Origin of the sequence: Streptomyces gobitricini (assembly GCF_039532985.1) — a bacterium.
Classification (GTDB): domain Bacteria; phylum Actinomycetota; class Actinomycetes; order Streptomycetales; family Streptomycetaceae; genus Streptomyces; species Streptomyces gobitricini.
Genome location: NZ_BAAASR010000002.1, coordinates 595,035 through 617,893 on the forward strand (window position 1 = coordinate 595,035; position 22,859 = coordinate 617,893).

Annotated in this window: 24 protein-coding genes and 1 tRNA gene; 8 read left to right on the forward strand and 17 right to left on the reverse strand. The window is 70.3% G+C overall.

The features are described from left to right. Nucleotides 1–89: 89 nt before the first annotated feature. Entirely contained in the window at nt 90–1,571 is a 1,482-nt protein-coding gene (gene proP / locus ABD347_RS03575) for a glycine betaine/L-proline transporter ProP (RefSeq protein ID WP_344356181.1), read from the forward strand. A 49-nt stretch (nt 1,572–1,620) separates the two neighbouring features. Continuing rightward, nucleotides 1,621–1,704, forward strand: a tRNA-Leu gene (locus tag ABD347_RS03580). 61 nt (nt 1,705–1,765) lie between these two features. Here ABD347_RS03580 and rdgB read toward each other — a convergent pair. The 4 genes from rdgB to ABD347_RS03600 all read right to left on the reverse strand — a co-directional run bounded on the left by rdgB (nt 1,766) and on the right by ABD347_RS03600 (nt 3,896). Next, nucleotides 1,766–2,368, reverse strand: coding sequence for an RdgB/HAM1 family non-canonical purine NTP pyrophosphatase (gene rdgB / locus ABD347_RS03585; RefSeq protein WP_344356183.1), 603 nt, complete (start codon nt 2,366–2,368; stop codon nt 1,766–1,768). 11 nt (nt 2,369–2,379) lie between these two features. Beyond that, nucleotides 2,380–2,763 carry a hypothetical protein gene (locus ABD347_RS03590; RefSeq protein WP_344356185.1) on the reverse strand — a complete coding sequence of 128 codons (384 nt, stop codon included), beginning with the start codon at nt 2,761–2,763 and terminating at the stop codon, nt 2,380–2,382. Between the two features lie 90 nt (nt 2,764–2,853). After that, nucleotides 2,854–3,585, reverse strand: coding sequence for a ribonuclease PH (rph, locus tag ABD347_RS03595; protein ID WP_344356188.1), 732 nt, complete (start codon nt 3,583–3,585; stop codon nt 2,854–2,856). Nucleotides 3,586–3,662: 77 nt separating this feature from the next. Next, nucleotides 3,663–3,896, reverse strand: coding sequence for a PTS sugar transporter subunit IIB (locus ABD347_RS03600; RefSeq protein WP_344356190.1), 234 nt, complete (start codon nt 3,894–3,896; stop codon nt 3,663–3,665). 188 nt (nt 3,897–4,084) lie between these two features. Here ABD347_RS03600 and ABD347_RS03605 point away from each other — a divergent pair, with 188 nt between their 5' ends. Both ABD347_RS03605 and ABD347_RS03610 read left to right on the forward strand, forming a co-directional pair. Beyond that, nucleotides 4,085–5,383, forward strand: coding sequence for a PTS transporter subunit EIIC (locus ABD347_RS03605; RefSeq protein ID WP_344356193.1), 1,299 nt, complete (start codon nt 4,085–4,087; stop codon nt 5,381–5,383). A 230-nt stretch (nt 5,384–5,613) separates the two neighbouring features. Beyond that, nucleotides 5,614–6,876 (forward strand): PTS transporter subunit EIIC, encoded by a 1,263-nt coding sequence (locus tag ABD347_RS03610; protein ID WP_344356196.1) that lies wholly within the window; start codon nt 5,614–5,616, stop codon nt 6,874–6,876. Between the two features lie 54 nt (nt 6,877–6,930). Here ABD347_RS03610 and ABD347_RS03615 read toward each other — a convergent pair whose 3' ends face one another. Continuing rightward, nucleotides 6,931–7,683 (reverse strand): MBL fold metallo-hydrolase, encoded by a 753-nt coding sequence (locus ABD347_RS03615; protein WP_344356198.1) that lies wholly within the window; start codon nt 7,681–7,683, stop codon nt 6,931–6,933. A 163-nt stretch (nt 7,684–7,846) separates the two neighbouring features. Here ABD347_RS03615 and ABD347_RS03620 point away from each other — a divergent pair, with 163 nt between their 5' ends. Beyond that, entirely contained in the window at nt 7,847–8,311 is a 465-nt protein-coding gene (locus ABD347_RS03620; RefSeq protein WP_344356200.1) for a type II toxin-antitoxin system PemK/MazF family toxin, read from the forward strand. 271 nt (nt 8,312–8,582) lie between these two features. Here ABD347_RS03620 and ABD347_RS03625 read toward each other — a convergent pair whose 3' ends face one another. The 7 genes from ABD347_RS03625 to clpS form a co-directional block, all read right to left on the reverse strand. Beyond that, nucleotides 8,583–9,533 (reverse strand): PLP-dependent cysteine synthase family protein, encoded by a 951-nt coding sequence (locus ABD347_RS03625; RefSeq protein WP_344356202.1) that lies wholly within the window; start codon nt 9,531–9,533, stop codon nt 8,583–8,585. Further along, on the reverse strand, nt 9,533–9,811 hold the full coding sequence (locus ABD347_RS03630; RefSeq protein WP_344356204.1) for a MoaD/ThiS family protein: 279 nt from the start codon (nt 9,809–9,811) through the stop codon (nt 9,533–9,535). Before ABD347_RS03630 ends, ABD347_RS03625 begins: the two co-directional genes overlap by 1 nt. A 130-nt stretch (nt 9,812–9,941) precedes the next feature. Continuing rightward, nucleotides 9,942–10,058: a putative leader peptide gene (locus ABD347_RS03635; RefSeq protein WP_344356206.1), complete on the reverse strand. Its 117-nt coding sequence runs from the start codon at nt 10,056–10,058 to the stop codon at nt 9,942–9,944. 86 nt (nt 10,059–10,144) lie between these two features. Next, the gene (locus ABD347_RS03640) at nt 10,145–10,567 is read right to left on the reverse strand and encodes a M67 family metallopeptidase (protein WP_344356208.1); all 423 of its coding nucleotides are present in this window, start codon (nt 10,565–10,567) and stop codon (nt 10,145–10,147) included. 71 nt (nt 10,568–10,638) lie between these two features. Further along, the gene (locus tag ABD347_RS03645) at nt 10,639–12,075 is read right to left on the reverse strand and encodes an amino acid permease (RefSeq protein ID WP_344356211.1); all 1,437 of its coding nucleotides are present in this window, start codon (nt 12,073–12,075) and stop codon (nt 10,639–10,641) included. Between the two features lie 311 nt (nt 12,076–12,386). Next, on the reverse strand, nt 12,387–12,962 hold the full coding sequence (locus tag ABD347_RS03650) for a DUF2017 domain-containing protein (protein ID WP_344356214.1): 576 nt from the start codon (nt 12,960–12,962) through the stop codon (nt 12,387–12,389). Next, entirely contained in the window at nt 12,962–13,267 is a 306-nt protein-coding gene (gene clpS, locus ABD347_RS03655) for an ATP-dependent Clp protease adapter ClpS (RefSeq protein ID WP_064072206.1), read from the reverse strand. Before clpS ends, ABD347_RS03650 begins: the two co-directional genes overlap by 1 nt. Before the next feature lie 90 nt (nt 13,268–13,357). Here clpS and ABD347_RS03660 point away from each other — a divergent pair, with 90 nt between their 5' ends. Both ABD347_RS03660 and ABD347_RS03665 read left to right on the forward strand, forming a co-directional pair. Further along, the gene (locus tag ABD347_RS03660) at nt 13,358–14,686 is read left to right on the forward strand and encodes a nicotinate phosphoribosyltransferase (RefSeq protein WP_344356219.1); all 1,329 of its coding nucleotides are present in this window, start codon (nt 13,358–13,360) and stop codon (nt 14,684–14,686) included. 125 nt (nt 14,687–14,811) lie between these two features. Continuing rightward, on the forward strand, nt 14,812–15,399 hold the full coding sequence (locus ABD347_RS03665; RefSeq protein ID WP_344356221.1) for an isochorismatase family protein: 588 nt from the start codon (nt 14,812–14,814) through the stop codon (nt 15,397–15,399). Between the two features lie 176 nt (nt 15,400–15,575). On the opposite strand, the gene ABD347_RS03670 is transcribed toward ABD347_RS03665, so the two are convergent. From ABD347_RS03670 to ABD347_RS03680, 3 genes are all read right to left on the reverse strand, one after another. Next, nucleotides 15,576–15,908 (reverse strand): hypothetical protein, encoded by a 333-nt coding sequence (locus ABD347_RS03670; RefSeq protein WP_344356381.1) that lies wholly within the window; start codon nt 15,906–15,908, stop codon nt 15,576–15,578. Between the two features lie 123 nt (nt 15,909–16,031). Then, nucleotides 16,032–18,488 carry an immune inhibitor A domain-containing protein gene (locus ABD347_RS03675; RefSeq protein WP_344356223.1) on the reverse strand — a complete coding sequence of 819 codons (2,457 nt, stop codon included), beginning with the start codon at nt 18,486–18,488 and terminating at the stop codon, nt 16,032–16,034. Nucleotides 18,489–18,699: 211 nt separating this feature from the next. Beyond that, nucleotides 18,700–21,051 carry an immune inhibitor A domain-containing protein gene (locus ABD347_RS03680; RefSeq protein WP_344356383.1) on the reverse strand — a complete coding sequence of 784 codons (2,352 nt, stop codon included), beginning with the start codon at nt 21,049–21,051 and terminating at the stop codon, nt 18,700–18,702. Nucleotides 21,052–21,327: 276 nt separating this feature from the next. On the opposite strand from ABD347_RS03680, the gene ABD347_RS03685 reads away from it, so the two are divergent. Beyond that, nucleotides 21,328–21,573, forward strand: a complete 246-nt coding sequence (locus ABD347_RS03685) for a hypothetical protein (protein ID WP_344356225.1) — start codon at nt 21,328–21,330, stop codon at nt 21,571–21,573. On the opposite strand, the gene ABD347_RS03690 is transcribed toward ABD347_RS03685, so the two are convergent. Beyond that, a complete protein-coding gene (locus ABD347_RS03690; protein ID WP_344356227.1) occupies nt 21,559–22,335 on the reverse strand; it encodes an RDD family protein in 777 nt (258 codons plus the stop codon). The genes ABD347_RS03685 and ABD347_RS03690 overlap by 15 nt on opposite strands. A 61-nt stretch (nt 22,336–22,396) precedes the next feature. Beyond that, nucleotides 22,397–22,859 (reverse strand): RDD family protein (locus ABD347_RS03695; protein WP_344356229.1); only part of this gene is annotated, 463 nt, incomplete at its 5' end.

A 22,859-nucleotide genomic window follows, 5' to 3' on the forward strand; every position in this document is an offset into this window, starting at 1 on the left:
GATGATCCGGGACTTCGGTTTGCGATCGCTATGCCCGAGCAGATGTTCCCCTTGGATGGATCACGCAGCCCAGGAAAGGACCCCTGCCCATGGCGGCCACGACCGATCCGGCGGCGGTCAGGCGCCACCGCATCCTGTTCCGCACCATCCAGCGGCGGAGGAACCCGAAGCTCCGGCGGTCCGACATCACCGTCACCGACCCGGCGGCGGTCAAGCGGGCCGTGAAGGCGGCGTCGCTCGGCAACGCCATGGAGTGGTTCGACTTCGGGATCTACAGCTATCTGGCCGTCATCATCGGCCGTGTCTTCTTCCCCTCGGGGAACGACACGGTACAGCTGCTGTCCTCCTTCGCGACCTTCGCCGTCGCCTTCCTGGTCCGGCCGCTGGGCGGCATGGTCTTCGGCCCGATGGGCGACCGTGTCGGCCGTAAGAAGGTGCTCGCCCTCACGATGATCCTGATGGCGGCCGGGACGTTCGCCATCGGGCTCATCCCCTCGTACGCGTCCATCGGCTTCTGGGCCCCGGTGCTGCTGATCCTGTTCCGGCTGGTCCAGGGCTTCTCGACGGGCGGCGAGTACGGCGGCGCGTCGACCTTCATCGCCGAGTACGCCCCGGACAAGCGGCGCGGTTTCTTCGGCAGCTTCCTGGAGGTCGGCACGCTGGCCGGGTACGTCGCCGCCGCGGGCCTGGTGACGGTGCTGACCGCGGTCCTGGGCGACGCGTCCATGGAGGCCTGGGGCTGGCGCGTGCCGTTCCTGGTGGCGGGCCCGCTGGGCCTGGTCGGGCTCTACCTGCGGCTGAGGCTGGACGAGACGCCGGCCTTCCAGAAGCTGGAGGCGGAGAACGCGCCCGCCTCCGAGGCGGCCGACCCGGTGGAGACCTCGGCCAAGGGCGACCTCGCCACGATCTTCCGCCGGTACTGGCCGACGCTGATCCTGTGCGTCGCGCTCGTCGGCGCGTACAACATCACCGACTACATGCTGCTGTCGTACATGCCGACGTACCTCTCCGACGAACTCGGCTACAGCGCGACGCACGGGCTGCTGATCCTGCTGGCCGTCATGGCGTTCCTGATGCTGATCATCAATCAGGTCGGCAGGCTGAGCGACCGGTTCGGCCGCAGGCCGCTGCTGATGGCGGGCATGCTGGGCTTCCTGTTCCTCTCCGCCCCGGCGTTCTGGCTGATCGGTCTGGGCGGCGTCCTCGCCATCACGGCGGGCATGCTGATGCTCGGCCTGTCGCTGGTGTGCCTGCTGGGCACGATGTCGGCGGCGCTTCCGGCGCTGTTCCCGACCCAGGTGCGCTACGGCTCGCTCTCGGTGGGCTACAACCTCTCCGCCTCCCTCTTCGGCGGCACCACTCCCCTGGTCATCACCGCGCTGATCGGCGTCACCGGCGACACCCTGATGCCGGCGTACTACGCGATGGCGGCCGCCCTGGTGGGCGTGATCGCGGTGGCCTGCATGAAGGAGACGGCCGGTCAGCCCCTGGAGGGCTCACCGCCGTCGGTCTGCACCAAGGAGGAGGCGGCCGAACTGGTCCAGGCGCGGGCCCAGGAGCCCCGGTTCTGACGGGGGCGGCGTGTGCCGGTGGGCGGCCCACTACGATGGGGGCGCGCCCGCGGCCGTGGTGGAACTGGCAGTCACGCTGGGTTTAGGTCCCAGTGGGGTAACACCCGTGAGGGTTCGAGTCCCTCCGGCCGCACGTACGACGAGGGCCGCCTCCCGGTGCACGGGAGGCGGCCCTTCGGCGTGGGCACGCGGAGTCAGCCGACCAGCTCCCGGATGACCGGGACGAGGGCGCGGAACGCCTGGCCGCGGTGGCTGATGGCGTTCTTCTCGTCCGCCGTCAGCTCGGCGCAGGTGCGGGTGTCGCCGTCCGGCTGGAGGATCGGGTCGTAGCCGAAGCCGCCGCTGCCGGACGGGGCGTGGCGCAGGGTGCCGCGCAGGCGGCCTTCCACCACCCGCTCGGTGCCGTCGGGGAGGGCGAGGGCGGCCGCGCAGGCGAAGTGGGCGGCGCGGTGAGGGGCGTCGATGTCGGCGAGCTGGGCGAGCAGGAGGGCCAGGTTGGCCTGGTCGTCACCGTGCCGGCCCGCCCAGCGCGCCGAGAAGATGCCGGGCGCGCCGCCGAGGACGTCGACGCAGAGGCCGGAGTCGTCGGCGATGGCGGGCAGGCCGGTGGCCTTGGCGAGGGTGTGCGCCTTGAGGAGCGCGTTCTCGGCGAAGGTGACGCCGGTCTCCTTGACGTCGGGGATCTCGGGGTGGGCGTCCGCGCCGACGAGTTCGTGGCCGAGGCCCGCGGCGGCGAGGATGGCGTGCAGTTCGGTGATCTTCCCGGCGTTGCGGGTGGCGAGGATCAGGCGGCTCATGCCCCCAGTATCTACGGGGTGCAGACCTTGCCGATCTCGGTGGCGGCGTCCGTGACGGGCTTGATGTCGGGTGTGGCGTCGCCGTTGTTGACGGCGGTGCGGACGGAGTCGACGCCCTTGCCGAGGTCGTCGACGGCCTTGGACAGGTCGGCGTTGTCGGTCTTGTCCTGGAGGCTCGCGAGTTCCTTGTCGATCTCGTCGAGGGACTCGTACAGCCGGGTGGGGTCGTCGGCGGCGGTGGAGGCGGCCTGGCTGAGCTTGTTGACGCTGGTGGCGATGGCGTCGGCGGCCTGGACGCAGCCCATGGCCTTGTCGAGCGCGCCGCAGCCGACCGCTCCGGTCAGGGCGAGCATCGCGGTGGCGGCGGTGAGTGCGGCGGTACGGCGTCGGTGCATGGACGGGTCCTCCCCGGGGCTGCGGACGGGCGTACGGTTCGGCCCGTACACCCGTACTCGTCAGGACGCCCCGGGGGGCGCCCGTGGTTGCTAGAGCGTGATGCCGAGGGCGTCGCGCTGGAGGGCGGCGAGGTCGGCGCAGCCTCCGGTGGCGAGGTCCAGCAGGGCGTTGAGCTCCTTGCGGTCGAAGGGCTCGGCCTCGGCGGTGCCCTGGACCTCGACGAACCGGCCGTCGCCGGTGCAGACGACGTTCATGTCCGTCTCGGCGCGCACGTCCTCCTCGTAACAGAGGTCCAGCAGCGGCGTGCCGTCGACGATGCCGACGGACACGGCGGCGACGGTGCCGGTGAGCGGCTTGCGGCCGGCCTTGACGAGCTTCTTGGCCTGGGCCCAGGCGACGGCGTCGGCGAGGGCGACGTACGCGCCGGTGATGGCGGCGGTGCGGGTGCCGCCGTCGGCCTGGAGGACGTCGCAGTCGAGGACGATGGTGTTCTCGCCGAGGGCCTTGTAGTCGATGACGGCACGCAGCGAGCGGCCGATGAGGCGGGAGATCTCGTGGGTGCGCCCGCCGATCTTGCCGCGTACGGATTCGCGGTCGCCGCGGGTGTTGGTGGAGCGCGGCAGCATCGAGTACTCGCCGGTGACCCAGCCTTCGCCGCTGCCCTTGCGCCAGCGCGGGACGCCCTCGGTGACGGAGGCGGTGCAGAAGACCTTGGTGTCGCCGAAGGAGATGAGGACGGAGCCCTCGGCGTGCTTGCTCCATCCGCGTTCGATGGTGACCGGGCGGAGCTGTTCGGGGGTGCGGCCGTCGATTCGAGACATGGGGAGGAGCCTAGCCGCCGATGTGCGAGGGGCCCGTTCCGGTACCGGAACGGGCCCCTCACGGGTGAGCGGTCAGCTCACATCATGTCTTCGATCTCGGCGGCGATCGGGTCGGCGTCGGTGCCGATGACGACCTGGATGGCAGAGCCCATCTTGACGACGCCGTGGGCGCCGGCGGCCTTCAGCGCGGCCTCGTCGACGAGGGCGGGGTCGTTGACCTCGGTCCGCAGGCGGGTGATGCAGCCCTCGACCTCGTCGATGTTGTCGATGCCGCCGAGCCCGGCGACGATCTTCTCAGCCTTGCTGGCCATGTCTTTCTCCCTGCGTCAAAGAGCCGTTTCGGAGCACTGAGCGCTGCTCTGCCCACCTAGGTCTTTCGTCACGGTAACGCACGGTTGGCCCATCTTCGCGGGCGCGTGATCCGGTTGTACCGAAGGATGACGATCACCAGCGCCCACGATATCGCAACTGGTCTACACCAGTCTTCAGGAGGACGCCGATGAGTTCCGAGAGCGCGGCCGGGTCGAAGCCCGCACCCCGGCGGAGTCGACGGGCCGGACTCTTCCAGGGGCTGCAGAAGATGGGCCGCAGCCTCCAGCTGCCCATCGCCGTGCTGCCCGCGGCGGGCATCCTCAACCGGCTGGGCCAGCCGGACGTCTTCGGCGCCGACGGGCTGGGCTGGGGCGACGTCGCCAGGGTGATGGCGGGCGCGGGCGGCGCACTCCTCGACGCGGACCTGGGCCTGCCCCTCCTCTTCTGCGTCGGCGTCGCGATCGGCATGGCGAAGAAGGCGGACGGCTCCACCGCGCTCGCCGCGGTGGCGGGGTTCCTGGTCTACCGGGGCGTCCTGCGGGCCTTCCCGAAGGACTGCCCGGTGGGCACCCGGGACGTCAAGGGCGGCTGTCTGGACGCGGGCGGCGCCTTCGCGGCGTACACGTTCCAGAACCCGGGCGTCTTCGGCGGCATCGTCATGGGCCTGCTGACGGCGTACGTCTGGCAGCGGTTCCACCGCACGAAGCTGGTCGACTGGCTGGGCTTCTTCAACGGGCGCAGGCTCGTGCCGATCCTCATGTCGTTCGTCGCGATCGCGTTCGCGGTGGTGTGCCTCTTCGTGTGGCCGCCGGTCGGCGACGCACTGGAGAGCTTCAGCGACTGGCTGGTGGGGCTGGGCGCCTGGGGCGCCGGCATCTTCGGGGTGGCCAACCGCGCGCTGCTGGTCATCGGCCTGCACCAGTTCCTGAACGTCCCCGTCTGGTTCCAGTTCGGCTCGTACACCAAGCCGGACGGCACGGTGGTGCACGGCGACATCAGCATGTTCCTCGCGGGCGACCCGGACGCGGGGCAGTTCACCAGCGGCTTCTTCCCGATCATGATGTTCGCCCTGCCGGCCGCCGCGCTCGCCATCACGCACTGCGCCAAGCCCCACCGGCGCAAGGAGGTCGGCGGCCTGATGCTCTCGGTGGCGCTCACCTCGTTCGTCACCGGCATCACCGAACCGATCGAGTACTCGTTCCTCTTCATCGCGCCGGTGCTGTACGCGGTCCACGCCCTGCTGACCGGCGTCTCGATGGCGGTGACCTGGGCGCTCGGCGTCAAGGACGGTTTCAGCTTCTCGGCCGGCCTGATCGACTACGTGATCAACTGGGGGCTGGCGACGAAGCCGTGGCTGATCATTCCGATCGGCCTGGTCTTCGCGGTGGTGTACTACGTGGTCTTCCGCTTCGCGATCACCAAGTTCGACCTGAAGACGCCGGGCCGTGAGCCCGAGGAGGCGGAGACGGACGCCACCAGGCCGTAGCCGCGCTCAGCCGCGGCGCCGCCCGGCCGCATCCGGAGGGGCCCCGATCACGGGGCCCCTCCGGCGTTATCAAATCGCAAGTTCCTTATCTAACCCTCACCGTGCTACAACAGGTCTACACCAGTTAATGGTGTAGACCACGCGGCGTTGCGCCGCGTTCCCGAGACGCCGCCGTCCCCCATTAGACATCAATGTCCCCGGGCGGCGCCTTGCCCACCTGGAGGAACCTGATGTCCACCGCCACCGCCCCCGAGGCGGAGAAGAAGAAGGGCGCCGGCGCGATGGCCGTCCTGCAGCGCATCGGCCGCAGCCTCATGCTGCCGGTCGCCGTGCTGCCGGCCGCGGCGCTCCTGGTGCGTTTCGGTCAGCCCGACATGCTCGGCCGGGAGTCGTTCCCGACCTTCATCACCAAGATCGCGGGCTATATGGCCGCCGGCGGTGGCGCCCTGCTCGACAACATGGCGCTGCTGTTCGCCGTCGGTATCGCGATCGGCTTCGCGAAGAAGTCCGACGGCTCCACCGCGCTGGCCGCGGTGGTCGGCTACCTGGTGTTCAAGAGCGTGCTCGGCACCTTCACCGACAGCAGCCTGCCGAAGAAGGAAGCCATCGTCGACGGCAAGATCGTCATGGTGGAGCAGGCGGTCGACGCCAAGGTGCTCGGCGGCGTGGTCATGGGCATCATCGTGGCGCTGCTCTACCAGCGCTTCTACCGCACCAAGCTGCCGGACTGGGCGGGCTTCTTCGGCGGCCGCCGGCTGGTCCCGATCCTCTCCGCCTTCGCCGGCCTGCTCGCCGGCATCGTCTTCGGCCTGATCTGGCCGTGGCTGGGCTCCGGTCTGCACTGGTTCGGTGAGAGCCTGGTCAACTCCGGCGCCGTCGGCGCGGGCATCTTCGGCGTCGCCAACCGCGCGCTGATCCCGGTCGGCATGCACCACCTGCTGAACAGCTTCCCCTGGTTCCAGGCCGGCTCGTACGAGGGCAAGAGCGGCGACATCGCCCGCTTCCTCGCCGGTGACCCGACCGCCGGACAGTTCATGACCGGTTTCTTCCCGATCATGATGTTCGCCCTCCCGGCCGCGTGCCTCGCGATCGTCCACTGCGCCCGCCCCGAGCGCCGCAAGGTCGTCGGCGGCATGATGTTCTCCCTCGCCCTGACCTCCTTCGTCACCGGTGTCACCGAGCCGATCGAGTTCACCTTCATGTTCATCGCGCCGGTGCTCTACGCCATCCACGCGGTGCTGACAGGTGTCTCCATGGCGCTGACCTGGGCGCTCGGCATGAAGGACGGCTTCGGCTTCTCGGCCGGTGCGGTCGACTTCGTCCTGAACCTGGGCATCGCGTCCAACCCGTGGGGGCTGGCCCTGGTCGGCCTCTGCTTCGCGGCGGTGTACTACGTGGTCTTCCGCTTCGCGATCACCAAGTTCAACCTCCCCACGCCGGGCCGCGAGTCCGACGAGGAGCTGGCCGAGCTCCAGAAGGCCGAGGCCAAGTAGAGAAGCGCCGAAGGCCCCCGGAACTCATGGTTCCGGGGGCCTTCCGCTGTGTGCCTACAGCTCGTAGACCGCCCCGGCGCGCGCCAGCTCCGACGGGCCGTCGTACACCGCCCGCGCGTCGGCGAGGTTCCGCTCGCCGTCGGTCCACGGCGGGATGTGCGTCAGCACCAGCCGCCCCGCGCCCGCCCGGGCGGCGTGCGCGCCTGCCTCACGGCCGTTCAGGTGCAGCCCCGGGATGTCCTCCTTGCCATACGTGAACGACGCCTCGCACAGGAACAGGTCGGCGCCCGCGGCGAGTGTGTCCAGCCCGTCGCACACGCCCGTGTCCCCGGAGTACGCGAGTGACTTCCCGCCGTGCTCGACACGGATGCCGTAGGCCTCGACCGGGTGGCTGACCTTCTCCGTCCGCACCCGGAAGGGGCCGATGTCGAACGAGCCGGACGTGAGCGTGCGGAAGTCGAACACCTCGCTCATCGACTTGTCGGACGGCGTGTCCGCGTACGCCGTCGTCAGACGCTGCTCGGCGCCGTCCGGGGCGTACACCGGGATGGCGGGGCAGCGGCCGCCCTCATGGCGGTAGTAGCGCGCGACGAAGTACCCGCACATGTCGATGCAGTGATCGGCGTGCAGGTGGCTGAGGAAGATCGCGTCGAGGTCGTACAGACCGATGTGGCGCTGCAGCTCGCCCAGGGCACCGTTGCCCATGTCGAGGAGCAGCCGGAAGCCGTCGGCCTCTACGAGGTAGCTCGAACAGGCCGATTCCGCGGACGGGAACGACCCCGAGCAGCCGACGACGGTGAGCTTCATGGAGCGTGAACCTCCGAGGACGGGAGCCGGGCAGGCGCTGACAGGGGAGGTCGTGCGGTTTACCGAGCGTAAGGCGCGGTGCGCCGCGTCGCTCCTCCGCAGTGGCCCCTTGTGGTCGAACTCACCCGCGCTGTCACCGGTTCGGGCGGGTAGCGTCCCGTCCATGGACACGTCCTGGTGGCCGGCGCTCGTCGCCGTGGTGGTGCTCGCGCTGATCGCGGCGGTGTCGGACACGACCGGCCGCCGTCGGCCCAAGTCCCGCCCCGGGGGCCGTACGCGTCCGCCGGCGCGGCCCCGGCCCCGGACGAGGCCCCGGACGCGGCCCCTGCCCGGGGAGATCTGGTGGGCGGAAGTCCCCTACGAGGACGGTCCCGGCTCGAAGGACCGCCCGTGCCTGGTCCTGGCGGTACGCGGCGACACGGTGCGCGTCGCGAAGATCACGAGTCGGTACCGCGACGAACGGCCGGGCGTGATCGCCCTGCGCCCCGGCGCGGTGGGCGACGCCCGCGGCCGCCCGAGCTTCCTGGAGACCGACGAGCTCCGGGACGTCCCGCTCCGGCACTTCCGCCGCCGCGCGAGCCAGGTGGACCCCGTGCTCTGGGACCGGGTCCGCCACCTGTCCGCCTGACGGGGGCTCCGCACCGGGGGGCGCCCCGCCGGCCGCGAGGGAAGCGAGCCCGGAGGGGCTCCGCCCCTCACCCACCGGCAGCAGCCGCGCGCCCCACGGGACGAGGCGCCGCACCGGGGGTCACCGGCGCAAGGCGCCGTACCGGAAGGCACCGGGGCGAGGCGTCGCCCGGTCCGTTGTGCCTACCCTCCCCAAGCTCTCGGCTTCGCTCGAGCAGGGGGGTCCCCCATCGCCCTGCGGGACGACTGCCCACAACGGGCGGGGAAGGGTGTCAGGCCCAGAGCTGTCCCTGGAGCGCGTCGATGGCCTCTTCCGTCGTCGGGGCCGTGTAGACGCCCGTCGAGAGGTACTTCCAGCCACCGTCGGCGACCACGAACACGATGTCCGCGCTCTCGCCCGCCTTGACCGCCTTCCTCCCGACACCGATCGCCGCGTGCAGTGCCGCGCCCGTCGAGACGCCCGCGAAGATGCCCTCCTGCTGGAGCAGCTCCCGCGTGCGGGTCACCGCGTCCGCCGAGCCGACCGAGAAGCGGGTCGTGAGCACGGAGGCGTCGTACAACTCGGGGACGAAGCCCTCGTCGAGGTTCCGCAGCCCGTACACGAGGTCGTCGTACCGCGGCTCGGCGGCGACGATCTTCACGTCCGGCTTCCGCTCGCGCAGGTAGCGGCCGACGCCCATCAGGGTCCCGGTCGTCCCGAGCCCCGCCACGAAGTGCGTGATGGACGGCAGGTCCGCCAGGATCTCCGGGCCCGTCGTGGCGTAGTGCGCGCCCGCGTTGCCGGGGTTGCCGTACTGGTAGAGCATCACCCAGTCGGGGTGCTCGGCGGCGAGTTCCTTCGCGACCCGTACGGCCGTGTTGGAGCCGCCTGCCGCGGGGGACGAGATGATCTCGGCGCCCCACATGGCGAGCAGGTCGCGCCGCTCCTGGGAGGTGTTCTCGGGCATCACGCACACGATGCGGTAGCCCTTGAGCCTGGCCGCCATCGCGAGCGAGATGCCCGTGTTGCCGCTGGTGGGCTCGAGGATGGTGCAGCCGGGGGTGAGCCGGCCGTCCTTCTCGGCCTGCTCGATCATGTGCAGGGCCGGACGGTCCTTGATCGAGCCGGTGGGGTTGCGGTCCTCCAGCTTGGCCCAGACGCGCACGTCCGCCGAGGGGGACAGGCGCGGCAACCGCACGAGCGGGGTGTTGCCGACGGCGGCGAGGGGCGAGTCGTAGCGCATCAGCGCATTCCGCCGGCCACGGCCGGGAGGATCGTGACGTTGTCGCCGTCCGACAGCTTGGTGGTGATGCCCTCCAGGAAGCGGACGTCCTCGTCGTTGAGGTAGACGTTCACGAAGCGGCGCAGCTCACCGCCGTCGACGATGCGCTCCTGGATGCCGGGGTACCGGGTCTCGAGGTCGGCGAAGAGGTCGGCGAGGGTGTCCCCGCTACCCTCGACGGCCTTGGCGCCGCCGGTGTGGGTGCGGAGGATGGTCGGGATGCGGACCTCGATGGCCATGGCGTGGGCTCCTGTCGGAAGGGCTTGAGTCAGCGAGAAGGCGGGCCGTGCTGCGTGCGGGCGCGGACGGCCGCGCGCGCGGGTGCTGAGGTGGTGCCGGGGTCGTGCCGGGCGTGCCGGGTGGTGGCGCTCAAACGGCGGCGCAGCGCGGACACATCGCGCTGGCGAGGCGGCACAGGTCGACGTGCAGCCGCGCCACGAGCAGCACGGTGCCCGGCGTCTGTTCGCTCACGTCGATGGAAACCATGCGGTCATCGTATCGATTCCCGCTCCGCCATTCGGAGTGTGATCCCGCATCGTGGACGTTTTCCGCCCGCCATGCGGGACGGGGTCTCAGTACGCCTCGACGACCTGGACCTCTTCCTCGGTGATCCCGCCGTCCACGATGCGGTACGAGCGGAACTGGAACGGTCCGGCGTCGTCGGTGTCCGCCGTCGAGACCAGCACGTAGTGGGCGCCGGGCTCATTGGCGTAGGAGACGTCGGTGCGCGACGGGTAGGCCTCGGTCGCGGTGTGCGAGTGGTAGATGACGACCGGCTCCTCGTCGCGGTCGTCCATCTCGCGGTAGAGCTTCAGCAGGTCGCCCGAGTCGAACTCGTAGAACGTGGGCGAGCGGGCGGCGTTGAGCATGGGGATGAAGCGCTCCGGGCGTCCGGAGCCGGCCGGACCCGCGACCACGCCGCAGGCCTCGTCCGGGTGGTCCTCGCGCGCGTGCGCGACGATCTGGTCGTACAGAGCCCGTGTGATGGTCAGCATGGGCATCAGGATAAGCAGAGGGGCCCGCCCGTACCGAGTGGTGGTACGGGCGGGCCCACATCCTGGACGGACTACCGCTTGAAGGCGGCGTTCTCCGGGTTCCGGGACTTCAGGACCAGGTAGGAGACGCCGAGCAGCAGGGCCCACAGCGGGGCGCAGTACAGGGAGACCCGCGCACCCTCGTCGATGCCCATCATCACGACGACCATGCCGATGAACAGCAGTGCGAACCAGCTGGTGAAGGGCGCGCCGGGGGCCTTGAACTCCGACTCCGGCACCTCACCGCGGCCGACGGCGGCGCGGTAGCGGATCTGGGAGACCAGGATCATGATCCAGGCCCACATGCCGGAGATGGTCGCGAAGGAGACGACGTACTCGAAGGCCTTGCCGGGGGCGACGTAGTTGATCCACACACCCACGAGCATCAGCGTCGCCGAGAAGGTGGTGCCGAGGAGCGGGGTGCCGGACTTGGTCAGCCTGGTGAAGGCCTTGGGGCCCTGGCCGTTGAGCGCGAGGTCGCGCAGCATGCGGCCGGTGGAGTACATGCCCGAGTTGCAGGAGGACAGGGCGGCGGTGAGCACCACGAAGTTGACGATCGCGGCGCCGACGCCGAGGCCCATCTGCTCGAAGGCGGCGACGAACGGCGAGACGCCCGGCGTGAAGTGCGTCCACGGCACGACCGACAGGATCATGATCAGCGCGCCGACGTAGAAGACGGCGATGCGCCACGGGACGGTGTTGATGGCCTTCGGCAGCGTGACCTTGGGGTCCTTGGACTCGCCGGCCGTGACGCCGACCAGCTCGACCGCGAGGAAGGCGAACATCACGATCTGCAGCGTCATCAGCGTGCTGCCGATGCCCTTGGGGAAGAAGCCGCCCTCGGACCAGAGCATGGTCATGGAGGCCGTGTCGCCGGCGTCGGAGAAGCCGATGGTCAGGATGCCGGCGCAGATGAGGATCATGCCGATGATGGCGGTGACCTTGATCATCGAGAACCAGAACTCCAGCTCCCCGAAGAGCTTCACGGAGATCAGGTTCGCGCCGTACAGGACGACCGTGAAGACCAGGGCCGAGACCCACTGCGGGATGTCCCACCAGTACGTCATGTACGTGGCGGCCGCGGTGACCTCGGTGATGCCGGTGACGACCCAGAAGAGCCAGTACGTCCAGCCGGTGACGAAGCCCGCGAAGGGGCCGATGAACTCACGGGCGTACTCCGAGAAGGAGCCCGAGACGGGGCGGTACATGAGCAGCTCGCCCAGCGCCCGCATGATGAAGAAGATGACGAGACCGGCGATGGCGTACGCCAGGATGAGGCTCGGTCCGGCCTTGGAGATGGCCTTGCCGGCGCCCAGGAAGAGCCCGGTGCCGATGGCCCCGCCGATCGCGATCATCTGGATCTGACGGGCTCCCAGGCCCCGCTGGTAGCCCTCACCCTCGCCGGCTGCGGTCCCCTCGGTCCCCTCGGCCCCACCGTCGTGCTGCTGGTCGACCTGCACTGAGGTCATGGTTTGCTGCGCCTTTCTCCACGCCGATCCGCGCCGCTCGCGCAGGCTGCGCACGACCGCGGACCAGGTCCTGATCCCCCCGGATATGGATGGAGTGCCACCGGCGGTCGGCCGGCCGAGCGCACCCGGGTACAGGGGTGGTGTCCCCGGGCGATCGAGACGATTTTCCACGGTCGCACCCGCGATCGAGGCCGACGGATGTGAACCACAGCACAGGAAAAACCGGACAAGGGCCACCCGAAGCCGCAAAGCGGAGGAGGATGGTGACGTGATCGTTACCCGGATTTGAGCGTCCGCTGAGCGAACGAAGGTCACATGAGGGTCTCGACCAGGGTCTCCTGGAGGGCGCCCAGCCACAGGTAGGCCATGACCATCGGCTTGCGCGGATCGGAGTCCGGCAGCCGGTAGAGCGCCTCGCTCTCGTCGTCGTCCCTGACCTCCAGCCGGGTGCCGATGGTCAGCCTCAGGTCGTTGAGGGCGCCCAGCCAGTGGCGGGCCTCGCCGGCCGTCAGCTTCAGGACCGCGCCGCCCTCGCCCGCCACGTCGAGCGTGTCCAGGCTCCGTACGACGGCGAGGGCGTCCTCGCGCTTACGGGCGCGCAGGTCGTTCTCGGTGTAACGGCGGAACTCGGCCGACGCGGCGCGCAGCTCGTCGTCGCCGTCCCCGTACGCGTCGGGGAAGAGGCGGGCCAGCGCCGGATCGGCCGGCGGCTCGCTGGGGCCCTCGCGGAACAGCTCGGCCAGCGGGTCCTCGCCCTTGGGCGGCACCTCGCCGGGGCCGATCAGCTCCAGGAGCTGGACGGCCAGGGACCGGAGGATGGAGATCTCGACCTCGTCGAGCGGGACTGCCGCGCCGCCACCGGGCAGCGCCTCGAAGCGTCCGCTCATCAGCCGCGGTCCTGGGAGAGGGTCGCCCACAGCCCGTAGCCGTGCATGGCCTGCACGTCCCGTTCCATCTCCTCGCGGGTGCCGCTGGAGACCACGGCCCGGCCCTTGTGGTGCACGTCCAGCATCAGTTTGTGCGCCTTGTCCTTGGAGTAGCCGAAGTACGCCTGGAAGACGTAGGTGACGTAGCTCATGAGGTTGACCGGATCGTTGTGGACGATCGTCACCCAGGGCACGTCGGGTTCGGTGACGGCGAAACCCTCTTCGGCCGCTTCGGTGCGTTCGATCTCTGCGGGAGCAACACTCACCTAGCCCATGCTGCCACTCAGGGTGGGGGGTCGCACAAACAGGGACCTAGAAATCGTCAGACTGACGAGTATGCGCGGTAGCATCGTCGTATGAATGCTGCGGATCTTGGGCTGCCGGTGGACGTGCCGTCTACCGCGCTCTTCACCGACCAGTACGAGCTGACGATGCTGCGGGCGGCCCTGGGGGGCGGCACGGCCGACCGGAGGTCGGTCTTCGAGGTGTTCACCCGGCGGCTGCCCGAGGGCCGGCGCTACGGCGTGGTCGCCGGCACCGGCCGCGTCCTGGACGCCGTGGAGAACTTCCGCTTCGACGCGGACGTCCTCGGCTTCCTGCGCGAGCGCGGCATCGTCGACGAGCCGACGCTGGAGTGGCTCGCGGAGTACCGCTTCAGCGGCGACATCTGGGGCTACCCCGAGGGCGAGGTGTACTTCCCCGGTTCGCCGATCCTGCGGGTCGAGGGCTCCTTCGCCGAGTGCGTGCTGCTGGAGACCGTGATCCTCTCGATCCTCAACCACGACTCGGCGATCGCGGCCGCCGCCTCCCGGATGTCCGCGGCGGCGGGGGACCGGCGCCTGATCGAGATGGGCGCCCGGCGCACCCACGAGCTCGCGGCCGTCGCCGCGGCCCGCGCCGCGTACGTGGGCGGCTTCTCCTCCACCTCCGACCTGGCGGCGGGCTTCCGCTACGGCATCCCGACGGTCGGCACCTCCGCGCACGCGTTCACCCTCCTCCACGACACCGAGCGGGACGCCTTCCGGGCGCAGGTGGAGTCCCTGGGCCGCGGTACGACGCTGCTCGTCGACACCTACGACGTGGCCGAGGCGGTGCGTGCCGCCGTGGAGGTCGCCGGTCCGGAGCTGGGCGCGGTACGCATCGACTCCGGCGACCTGCTGCTGGTGGCGCACCGGGTGCGCCAGCAGCTGGACGAGCTGGGGGCGCGCGACACGCGGATCGTCGTCACCTCGGACCTGGACGAGTACGCGATCGCCTCGCTGGCGGCGGCGCCGGTCGACGCCTACGGCGTCGGTACCCGGCTGGTGACCGGCAGCGGCCACCCGACGTGCTCGATGGTCTACAAGCTCGTCGCCCGCGCCGGGTCCGCCGACCCCCGGGCGCCGCTGCGGCCGGTGGCCAAGAAGTCGCTGGGCGGGAAGATGTCGGTGGGCGGCCGCAAGTGGGCGGCGCGGCGGGTCGACGCGGACGGGGTGGCCGAGGCGGAGGTCGTCGGCACCGGGGCGGTGCCGGCCGAACTCGTGGACCGGCAGCTGCTGGTCGAGCTGGTCAAGGGCGGCGACGTGGTGGCGCGCGAGCCGCTGGACGCGGCCAGGACGCGGCACATGGCGGCGCTCGCGGGGCTCCCGATGTCGGCGATCCAGCTGTCGCGGGGCGAGGCCGTCATTCCCACGGAGTACGTCTGAGACCGGGCCCCGGCGGGCAGGAACGCCCTCTCCCGCCGGACCGGGTAACTCTCTAGGCTCGATCCCATCCCCGGAACCACGCTCGAACGTCCGACCGACCGATCCCCCACCGAAGGACAACCGCCATGCACCGCGCACTGATCGTCGTCGATGTACAGAACGACTTCTGCGAAGGCGGCAGCCTCGCGGTGGCGGGGGGCGCGGACGTCGCGGCCGCCATCACGGACCTGGTCGGCGAGGCCGCCGGGGCCGTGTACCAGCACGTGGTGGCCACCCGCGACCACCATGTCGACCCGGGTGACCACTTCGCGGAGCAGCCGGACTACGTGCGCTCCTGGCCGAGGCACTGCGTGGCCGGTACGGAGGGCGTGGGCTTCCACCCGAACTTCGCGCCGGCGGTCGCGTCCGGCGCGATCGACGCGGTGTTCGACAAGGGTGCGTACGCGGCGGCGTACAGCGGCTTCGAGGGCGCCGACGAGAACGGCGTCCGGCTGGCCGACTGGCTCTGGCAGCGGGAGGTCACCGAGGTGGACGTGGTGGGCATCGCCACCGACCACTGCGTCCGCGCCACCGCGCTGGACGCGGCCCGCGAGGGCTTCCGCACCCAGGTGCTGCTGGACCTGACGGCGGGCGTCGCGGAGGTCACCACCGAGCGCGCCCTGGCCGAGCTGCGTGCCGCGGGCGTCGAACTGACCGGCAAGCCGGTCGTCTGACCCCCCGGCCCCACCTGGCCCCCCAGCCCACCTGGCCCACCTGGCGCCCCATGCCCGGGCGGGGGCCCGGGTGCCGGGCTCGGCACCGGCGGGGCGACCGCCCGGCGCCTCCACGCGCGTGGCCGTGCGGGGGCGGTCCCGCACCGTGACGACGGTCCGGAGGCGGGCGCGGTGGGTCAGGGGGCGCTCGGGGCGCCCCAGGGGCGTGACCGGGGGAGCAGGGCGCGGATGGGGTGCCAGAGCTCGGTGTGGGCCTCCGGGACCGTGCGCCAGAGCAGGCCGTCGGGGTGGTGGAGCACGGCGGTGATCTCGTCCGGGGTGGGCGGGTGGGTGTTGCCCCGCAGGTAGACCGCGCGGAGGCCGAGATTCCGCAGCCGGGTCAGGGCGCGGGCGCGGTTGGCGGCGTGGACCAGGACGCGGACCGTGGAGCCGTCGCCGACCGGGCTGGGCAGGCTGAGCGCGACCACGACCTTGCCTCCGGGCAGCTTGGTGAAACCTCCGCCGGGCATGCTGAACCACTCCCCCGTGAGATGGTGTGTCAATAAGAAAGGGTCACCACGCACCTAAACAGAATCGGCCGCCGCCCGCTAGGGGGCGACGGCCGATCATGCTTTGACCTGCGGAAACGGGTTTTACTTCGTCGAGGGACCGACCTTGACCGTAATCGTCCGACCGTTCTTCGGCTGCTTGACGATCGAGATCTTGGTGTTGGTGTCAGTTACTTTGACGCCCGCACGCGGGTTCGACTCGTACCAGTAGACGCCCTTGCGGTCGTCGAAGACCGGCACACCCCGCTGCGACGCGATCTTCGCCTCGACGCCCGCCTTGTGCAGGGTGAGCCCGTTCGTCCGGTAGAGGCTGAACGGCGAGTCGTAGGCCTGGATGCGGTTGCGCATCAGCGTGCCGTCGGCCCACTTCGTCGGGGTGGCGTGCGCGTCGACCGGCAGGATCATGCCCTGACCCGGGTGGACGGCGGTGTTGTTGTCCTTCTGGGAGGTGTCCCACTGCCAGACCAGCAGACCGGTCTGGTACGGGTAGTGCTCCACCCAGGAGTCCATCGGCGCCGCGAAGCCGAAGTTGTACGGGCCGACCTTCAGGGTCTTGTCGTACGAGACGTACTGGCGGTTCTCGGCGATGTAGTACTGCTCGTACTCGTCGGTGAAGGACTCACCGATCCGCGAGAAGCCCTTCGCGGTCCAGCCGTTGTCGTCGCCCTCGGCGTTGTCCGAGAAGACCGCCGTGCCGTCGGCCGTCAGGGTGATGGCGTCGGCCGTGAAGCCCTTGCCGCCCGCGCCGCCGTCGGTCTGGTAGCGGAAGCGGAGGTCGAACTTCTTGCCGGCGTACGCGTCCAGCGAGTACGCCAGCTTCTGGAAGCCGCCGGAGACGTCCGTCAGGGCCGGGGCGCCGCTGGCGTCGGCCGGGATGGCCTTGCCGTCGGCCGTACCCGCCAGGGCGGTCCACTGCTTGCCGCCGTCGGTCGACACCTCGGTGTAGAGGTAGTCGTAGTCCTTCTCGATGTCCCACCAGCCGTCGAGCGTCAGCTCGGCCTTGCTCTTGCCGGTGAGGTCGACGGAGCGGGTGAGGGTGTTCTTGAGGTCGTCACCCATGTCGCTCCACCACTGCTTGGAGCCCTCGGCGGGCTTCACGACCGCGGTGGTGACCTTCTTCTTCGGCAGCTCGACGACGAGCGCCTGCGGGTTCTTGGTGTTGTACGCGGCGACGCCCAGCGTGTGCTTGGACTCCGTGGCCGCCTTGGCCTTCTCGTAGTTGAGCCAGCCGAGCTGGAGCTTGTCCCAGGCGGTCATGTCGCCCGGCAGATCGCCGATCTCGTTCTTGCCCGTGCCCAGCCAGGAGCCGGACGACATCAGGGACCAGAAGCCGGTCGAGTTCTCCGCGCCCGCGCGGCCGGAGGTGTCGTACAGGTCCGGCAGGCCCAGGTCGTGACCGTACTCGTGGGCGAAGACGCCGAGGCCGCCGTTCTCCGGCTGCATCGTGTAGTCGCCGACCCAGATGCCGGTGTCGCCGATCTGCGTGCCGCCGGCCCTGTTCTGCGCCGGGCCGGTCTTGCCGGCGTCGGTGCCGTACGCGTACCAGCGGTGGGCCCACAGCGCGTCGCCGCCCTGGGCGCCGCCGCCGGCGGACTCGTCCTCACCGGCGTGGACGATCTGGAAGTGGTCGATGTAACCGTCGGCCTCGTTGAAGTCGCCGTCGGCGTCGAAGTCGTAGCGGTCCCACTGGTCGTACTGGGCCAGCTGCGCCTTGATCTCGGCGTCGGTCTTGCCGGCCGCCTTCTGCTGGGCGGTCCACGCGGTCACACCGTCGCGGACGGCGTCCCACACGTTGGAGCAGTTGCTGCTGCCGCAGTAGTTCGAGCCGTACCGGGCCTCGTTGTACTCGACCTTGACCCAGTCGGAGACCGTGCCTTCGACCGAGTAGCGGCCCGAGGAGGTCTTCTCGTAGTAGGTCTTCAGGGACTGCTTCTGCTCACCGGTCTTCTTGTCCGTGCCGGTGCCGAAGTACAGGTCCTGGAAGTGCTGCCGGTCGTAGTCCTTCTGCCAGGCCGTCGAGTTGTCCTTCGAACGGTCCGGCTCGGCTATCTGGTTGTGCAGCGGGCCGGGCGTGCCGCCGAACTTCGGCTTGAGCGTGTGGTCGTCGCCGTCGTCCGCGCGGTCGACCAGCGTGGTGTTGTCGACCTTGTCGCCGAACTCGACCAGGATCGTGAAGATCTTGTCGGTCTTCTCGCGGCCCAGCTCGACGTACTTCTTGTCGTCGAGCTTGACGACCTTGGAGGCACCCCTGCGCTCCACCTTGCGGTCGCCGGCCAGCACCTGCTCCAGCGCCGCCTCGCGCGCCTGGGCCTGCTGCTTGCTGAACGGGCCGTCGAGGTCGTGGTCGACCTTGGCGGCATGGTCGTGTCCGGGTGCCCCGTGCCCGGCGTCGTGCGCACCCGGTGCCGGGTCATGGCGCTCGATGCCGTGGGTGGGGCGGTTGTCGGCCTGAGCCGTCGTGAGGGCCGAGGCCGTCGCGGCCGTGGCGGCCAGCGCCACGATCACCGCGGACGCCCTGAAAGCCCGTCGTCTGCTGGTCACTTGATCTTGTCCTCCCCGCGCCCGCGAACCGCGGATGGGGGGTTTGATGTGATATCCGCGTGCGGTGTCGCGCCACAAGTGACGACATTCGACCGGAGAATGACGCGAAAAGACAGACCTTGACTTGCACAGGCCAAGTGCTCTATGTGAACAGGCGGATCCGCATTGCGAACAGCGGGGCGGGCCCGGAAGCGGCCGCGAACCGGCCTGGTCACCCGACCGACGGGCCCACTTCCACGGTGACCGACGAGCCGTTCGGCGGCTGGTCGGTGATGGCGATCCGGGTGTTGGTGTCCGTGGTGCGCACCCCGCCGAACCGGTTCTCGGCGTACCAGTACACACCCGTGTGGTCGTCGAAGGCGGGGTTGCCCGGATGTGGCTCGATCCGGTGGGGAACACCCCGCTTGTGCAGGGTGAAACCGGGCGCCGGGTACCGGCTGAACGCCGCGTCGTACGGGGTGATCTTGTTCGACATCAACGTGCCGTCCGGCCACGTCATCGGCCGCGGATGGGCGTCCACCGGCAGCAGCAGACCCTCGCCCGGGTGGTCGGTGACGTTGTTGTCGCGCTGTGAGGTGTCCCACTGCCAGATCATCAGGCCGGGCCGGTAGGCGTAGTGCTCCACCCAGCCGGCCCGGGTCCCGGAGAAGCCGAAGTGGTACGGGCCGGTCTCCAACGCCCTGTCGTACGAGACGTACTGCCGGTTCTCCGCGATGTAGTACTGGGGGTGGTCGCCGGTGACCGCCTCCCCCACCCGTGCGAACCCGCGCGCCGTCCAGCCGGTGTCCGCCCGCGTCTCCGCGTCGTCCGCGAACAGCGTGGCCCCGTCGGCCCGTACGGTGATGTTGTCGGCCGCGAACCCCTTGCCGGCCACACCGCCGTCCGTCTTGTAGCGGAACCGCAGGACGATCCGCTTCCCCGCGTACGCGTCCAGGGGGTAGACCAGCTTCCGGTACGTCTCCGACACCCCGGTGAGGGCCGGCTTGTCACCGCCGTCCCTGCTGATCGCCTCGCCGTCGGCCGTACCGTCGACCGCCTTCCAGCTCTCCCCGCCGTCCGTGGAGACCTGGGTGTACAGGTAGTCGTAGTCCTTCTCGATGTCCCACCAGCCGTCGAGCGTCAGGGCGGCCTTCTTCCTGCCGGTGAGGTCGACCGTCCGGGTCAGCGTGTGCGACAGGCCGTCGCCGTGGTCGCTCCACCACTGCCCCGCTCCCCCGGCCGGCTTCACCACCGGCGTGGTGACCGTCCTCTCCGGCAGCTCGACCACCAGGGCCTGCGGCAGGTCGGTGTTGTACGCCGAGACGCCCAGCGTGTGCGCCGAAGCGGTCGCCGCCTCGGCCCGCTCGTAATTGAGCCACCCCAGCTGGAGCTTGTCCCAGGCCGTCATGTCGCCCGGCAGATCACCGATCGCCTCCTCGCCCCTGCCGAGCCACGACCCGGACGACATCAGCGACCAGAAGCCGACCGAGTTCTCGACGCCCGCCGCGTTGTTGGTGTCGTACAGGTCCGGCAGGCCCAGGTCATGGGCGTACTCATGGGCGAAGACCCCCAGCCCGCCGTTCTCCGGCTGCATCGTGTAGTCGCCCACCCACACGCCCGTGTCACCGACGGCCACACCCCCCGCCCTGAACCCGGCCGGGCCGGTGTCCCCGTCGTCCCTGCTGTACGCGTACCCCCGGTGCGCCCACAGCGCGTCCGGCCCCTGCGCCCCGCCGCCCGCCGAGCCGTCCTCACCCGCGTGCACGATCTGGAAGTGGTCGATGTAGCCGTCCGGCTCGTTGAAGTTGCCGTCGTTGTCGTGGTCCGTACGGTCCCACTCGTCGAACCGGGCCACCTGCGCCCTGATCTGGGCGGCCGTCCTGCCCTCGGCCCTCTGGCCGGCGACCCAGGCGGCCACCGCGTCGAAGACCAGGTCCTCGACGTTGGGGCAGTTGTTGCCGCCGCAGTAGTTCGAGCCGTACCGGGCCTCGTTGTACTCGACCTTCACCCAGTCCGAGACCTCGCCCTCCACCGAGTAGCGCCCGGACGAGGCCTTCTCGTAGTACGTCTTCAGCGACTCCACCCCGTCGCCCTCCCCGAAGTACAGCCGCTGGTAGTGCTCACGGTCGTAGTCCGCGCGCCAGTCGGTCGAGTTGTTCCTCGTACGGTCCGGCTCGGGGATCCGGTTGTGCAGCGGCCCCGGCGTACCGCCGTACTTGAGCACGGGGGGCTTCGGGCCGCCCGGCCCGTCCGGGTCGTACACCGTGGTGTCGTCGACCTTGTCCCCGAACTCCACCAGGATCGTGAAGATCTTGTCCGTACGCTCCCGCCCCAGTTCCACGTACTTGCGGTCGCCGAGCTTCACGACCCTGGAACCGCCGCGCCGCTCGACCTTCGCCCGCCCGCTCAGCACCTGCTCCAGCGCCACCTGCCGCTGCTGCCGCTCCCGGGCGCTGAAGGGCCCGTCGATGACATGCCCGTCGTGCTTCCCCTCGGCGGTACCGCGCGCCGCGTCGTCGCGCACGGGAGCCGTGGTGGAGGGAGCGCTCGTCGCCGTCGCCGTCGCCGTGGCCGTCGCGGACACGGTGGCCAGTGCGGCCAGTAAGGCCCCGGAGCACAACACGGCTCTCGCGTACGTCACTTGATACGGTCCTCCCCTGCGTATCGCGTCAACCGGCGCCGACTTCCGGCCATATGACACAGGCCCTGATGCTGCGCGCCCCCCGTGCACCGGTACCGTGGGTTAGGTCACGCTTACTACCGGTTCCTCTCGGGCATCCACCGGCGTAGAGTCAGAAGTCAGTGCGACCGAGTTGCGTGATCCCCATCCGGTGCTCCAGCCTCGAGGACGGAACCCGCCATGCCGCGTCCGACCGCCGCACAGCTCGCCTATGGTTCGGCCACCGTCGTCTTCGCGACCGTCGCCATGCTGCTGCTGTCCCGCACCACCACCGGGTGGGGCGTCGCACTGATCGGGGTGGCCGCGCTCGCGCTCGGCCTGCTGGTCGCGATGACCCTGCCGGCGCCCGCCACACGCCGCACGACGTACGACTCGGTGCGACCGCCGGTCCCGGTCGAGCGCAGGGAGCACTCACTGCGTCGTTGACACGACGACGGTCCTGGCCGCCTTGTCGTGCAGACCCTGCTTGTAGGGCTTGTCGACCAGGATCAGGATGAGCAGCAACAACGGCCACAGACAGGCGCAGCAGATCAGCGTGGGCAGCCACAGCACGACCGCCCGGATCAGCGCGGCGTTGGTGTTCGGCACGCTGCCGTCGTTGAGCATCGCCACCCGCATGCCCAGCAGCCGCTTGCCGATCGTCTGGCCCTGCCTCTTGGTGGTCATGAGGGTGTCGTAGGCGACGTACGCCACGATCGTGATGAGCTGGAAGACCCACTGCCCACCGTCGTTGGCCTGCCACACGTCCGCCACGTCGGTCTCGTCGGACACCTTGGCGTAGATGTCGAACGGGATGCCGAGGATCGCCAGGGGCACGACGATGATGAGCCAGTCGATGAGCCGGGCCAGGACGCGCCGGCCCGAGCCGGCGAGCGGCGGCATCCCCGCGAGGGGATCGGACCCTCCGTAGCCGTAGGGCCCGCCCCCGCCGGGACCGCCGCCGTAGGGCCCGCCCCCGCCGGGGCCACCGCCCGGACCGCCGTAGGGGCCGCCGCCTCCGTACGGACCGCCGTCGTACGGTCCGCCGCCGCCGTACGGCCCCTGGCCGCCGTAGGGTCCCTGGCCGCCGTAGGGGCCGCCGCCGCCCGGCGGCGGGGGTGGCGGCGGGGAGCCGTCGTCCTGCGGCTTCTTGCGGAACGGGTCGTCCTCGGGGGGCTGCTGACCGGGCGCCGGCGGTTCGTTGCTCATGTGGGCAGTGCATCCCGGCCGGCCCGGCCCCGCAAACGACCACAGGCCGTTCGGGCGACCCCTACCGCCCGGCGACGAACGTATGGGCGGCCTTGTCGTGCCAGCACTGGCGCCACGGACGGTCGATCAGGCACCACAGGACGTTGACCACGCCGACCACCAGGATGCCGAGCGTCCCGTAGACCAGCCAGCGGCGCAGCGCGGCACCGAACGGCGGGGGCTCATGGGACTCGATGTCCCGCACTTCGATCCCCATCAGCTTCTTGCCGAGCGTCCGGCCCCACTTGGCGGTCGGCAGCGCCTCGTACAGCACGCCCAGCACCAGCAGCGCGGCGAGCGCGATACCGAAGTACGTGGAGGTGGTGCCGTCCAGAAGCCAGACGGTGACCGTCTCCCCGGACTGCTTGGCCTGCTGGATCTTGCCGTCGATGTGGTCGAGCGCCTTGGCGACGAACGGGACCGCGACGGCCCCGACGACCGCCCCGAGGACCAGAGTGTCGATCAGCCGGGCCGTGAACCGCCTG

Excerpts from the sequence above, each read along its gene's own strand:
- proP (WP_344356181.1), top strand. The coding sequence starts at position 90 with ATGGCGGCCACGACCGATCCGGCGGCGGTCAGGCGCCACCGCATCCTG.
- rdgB (WP_344356183.1), bottom strand. The coding sequence starts at position 2,368 with ATGAGCCGCCTGATCCTCGCCACCCGCAACGCCGGGAAGATCACCGAA.
- ABD347_RS03590 (WP_344356185.1), bottom strand. The coding sequence starts at position 2,763 with ATGCACCGACGCCGTACCGCCGCACTCACCGCCGCCACCGCGATGCTC.
- rph (WP_344356188.1), bottom strand. The coding sequence starts at position 3,585 with ATGTCTCGAATCGACGGCCGCACCCCCGAACAGCTCCGCCCGGTCACC.
- ABD347_RS03600 (WP_344356190.1), bottom strand. The coding sequence starts at position 3,896 with ATGGCCAGCAAGGCTGAGAAGATCGTCGCCGGGCTCGGCGGCATCGAC.
- ABD347_RS03605 (WP_344356193.1), top strand. The coding sequence starts at position 4,085 with ATGAGTTCCGAGAGCGCGGCCGGGTCGAAGCCCGCACCCCGGCGGAGT.
- ABD347_RS03610 (WP_344356196.1), top strand. The coding sequence starts at position 5,614 with ATGTCCACCGCCACCGCCCCCGAGGCGGAGAAGAAGAAGGGCGCCGGC.
- ABD347_RS03615 (WP_344356198.1), bottom strand. The coding sequence starts at position 7,683 with ATGAAGCTCACCGTCGTCGGCTGCTCGGGGTCGTTCCCGTCCGCGGAA.
- ABD347_RS03620 (WP_344356200.1), top strand. The coding sequence starts at position 7,847 with ATGGACACGTCCTGGTGGCCGGCGCTCGTCGCCGTGGTGGTGCTCGCG.
- ABD347_RS03625 (WP_344356202.1), bottom strand. The coding sequence starts at position 9,533 with ATGCGCTACGACTCGCCCCTCGCCGCCGTCGGCAACACCCCGCTCGTG.
- ABD347_RS03630 (WP_344356204.1), bottom strand. The coding sequence starts at position 9,811 with ATGGCCATCGAGGTCCGCATCCCGACCATCCTCCGCACCCACACCGGC.
- ABD347_RS03635 (WP_344356206.1), bottom strand. The coding sequence starts at position 10,058 with ATGGTTTCCATCGACGTGAGCGAACAGACGCCGGGCACCGTGCTGCTC.
- ABD347_RS03640 (WP_344356208.1), bottom strand. The coding sequence starts at position 10,567 with ATGCTGACCATCACACGGGCTCTGTACGACCAGATCGTCGCGCACGCG.
- ABD347_RS03645 (WP_344356211.1), bottom strand. The coding sequence starts at position 12,075 with ATGACCTCAGTGCAGGTCGACCAGCAGCACGACGGTGGGGCCGAGGGG.
- ABD347_RS03650 (WP_344356214.1), bottom strand. The coding sequence starts at position 12,962 with ATGAGCGGACGCTTCGAGGCGCTGCCCGGTGGCGGCGCGGCAGTCCCG.
- ABD347_RS03660 (WP_344356219.1), top strand. The coding sequence starts at position 13,358 with ATGAATGCTGCGGATCTTGGGCTGCCGGTGGACGTGCCGTCTACCGCG.
- ABD347_RS03665 (WP_344356221.1), top strand. The coding sequence starts at position 14,812 with ATGCACCGCGCACTGATCGTCGTCGATGTACAGAACGACTTCTGCGAA.
- ABD347_RS03670 (WP_344356381.1), bottom strand. The coding sequence starts at position 15,908 with ATGCCCGGCGGAGGTTTCACCAAGCTGCCCGGAGGCAAGGTCGTGGTC.
- ABD347_RS03685 (WP_344356225.1), top strand. The coding sequence starts at position 21,328 with ATGCCGCGTCCGACCGCCGCACAGCTCGCCTATGGTTCGGCCACCGTC.
- ABD347_RS03690 (WP_344356227.1), bottom strand. The coding sequence starts at position 22,335 with ATGAGCAACGAACCGCCGGCGCCCGGTCAGCAGCCCCCCGAGGACGAC.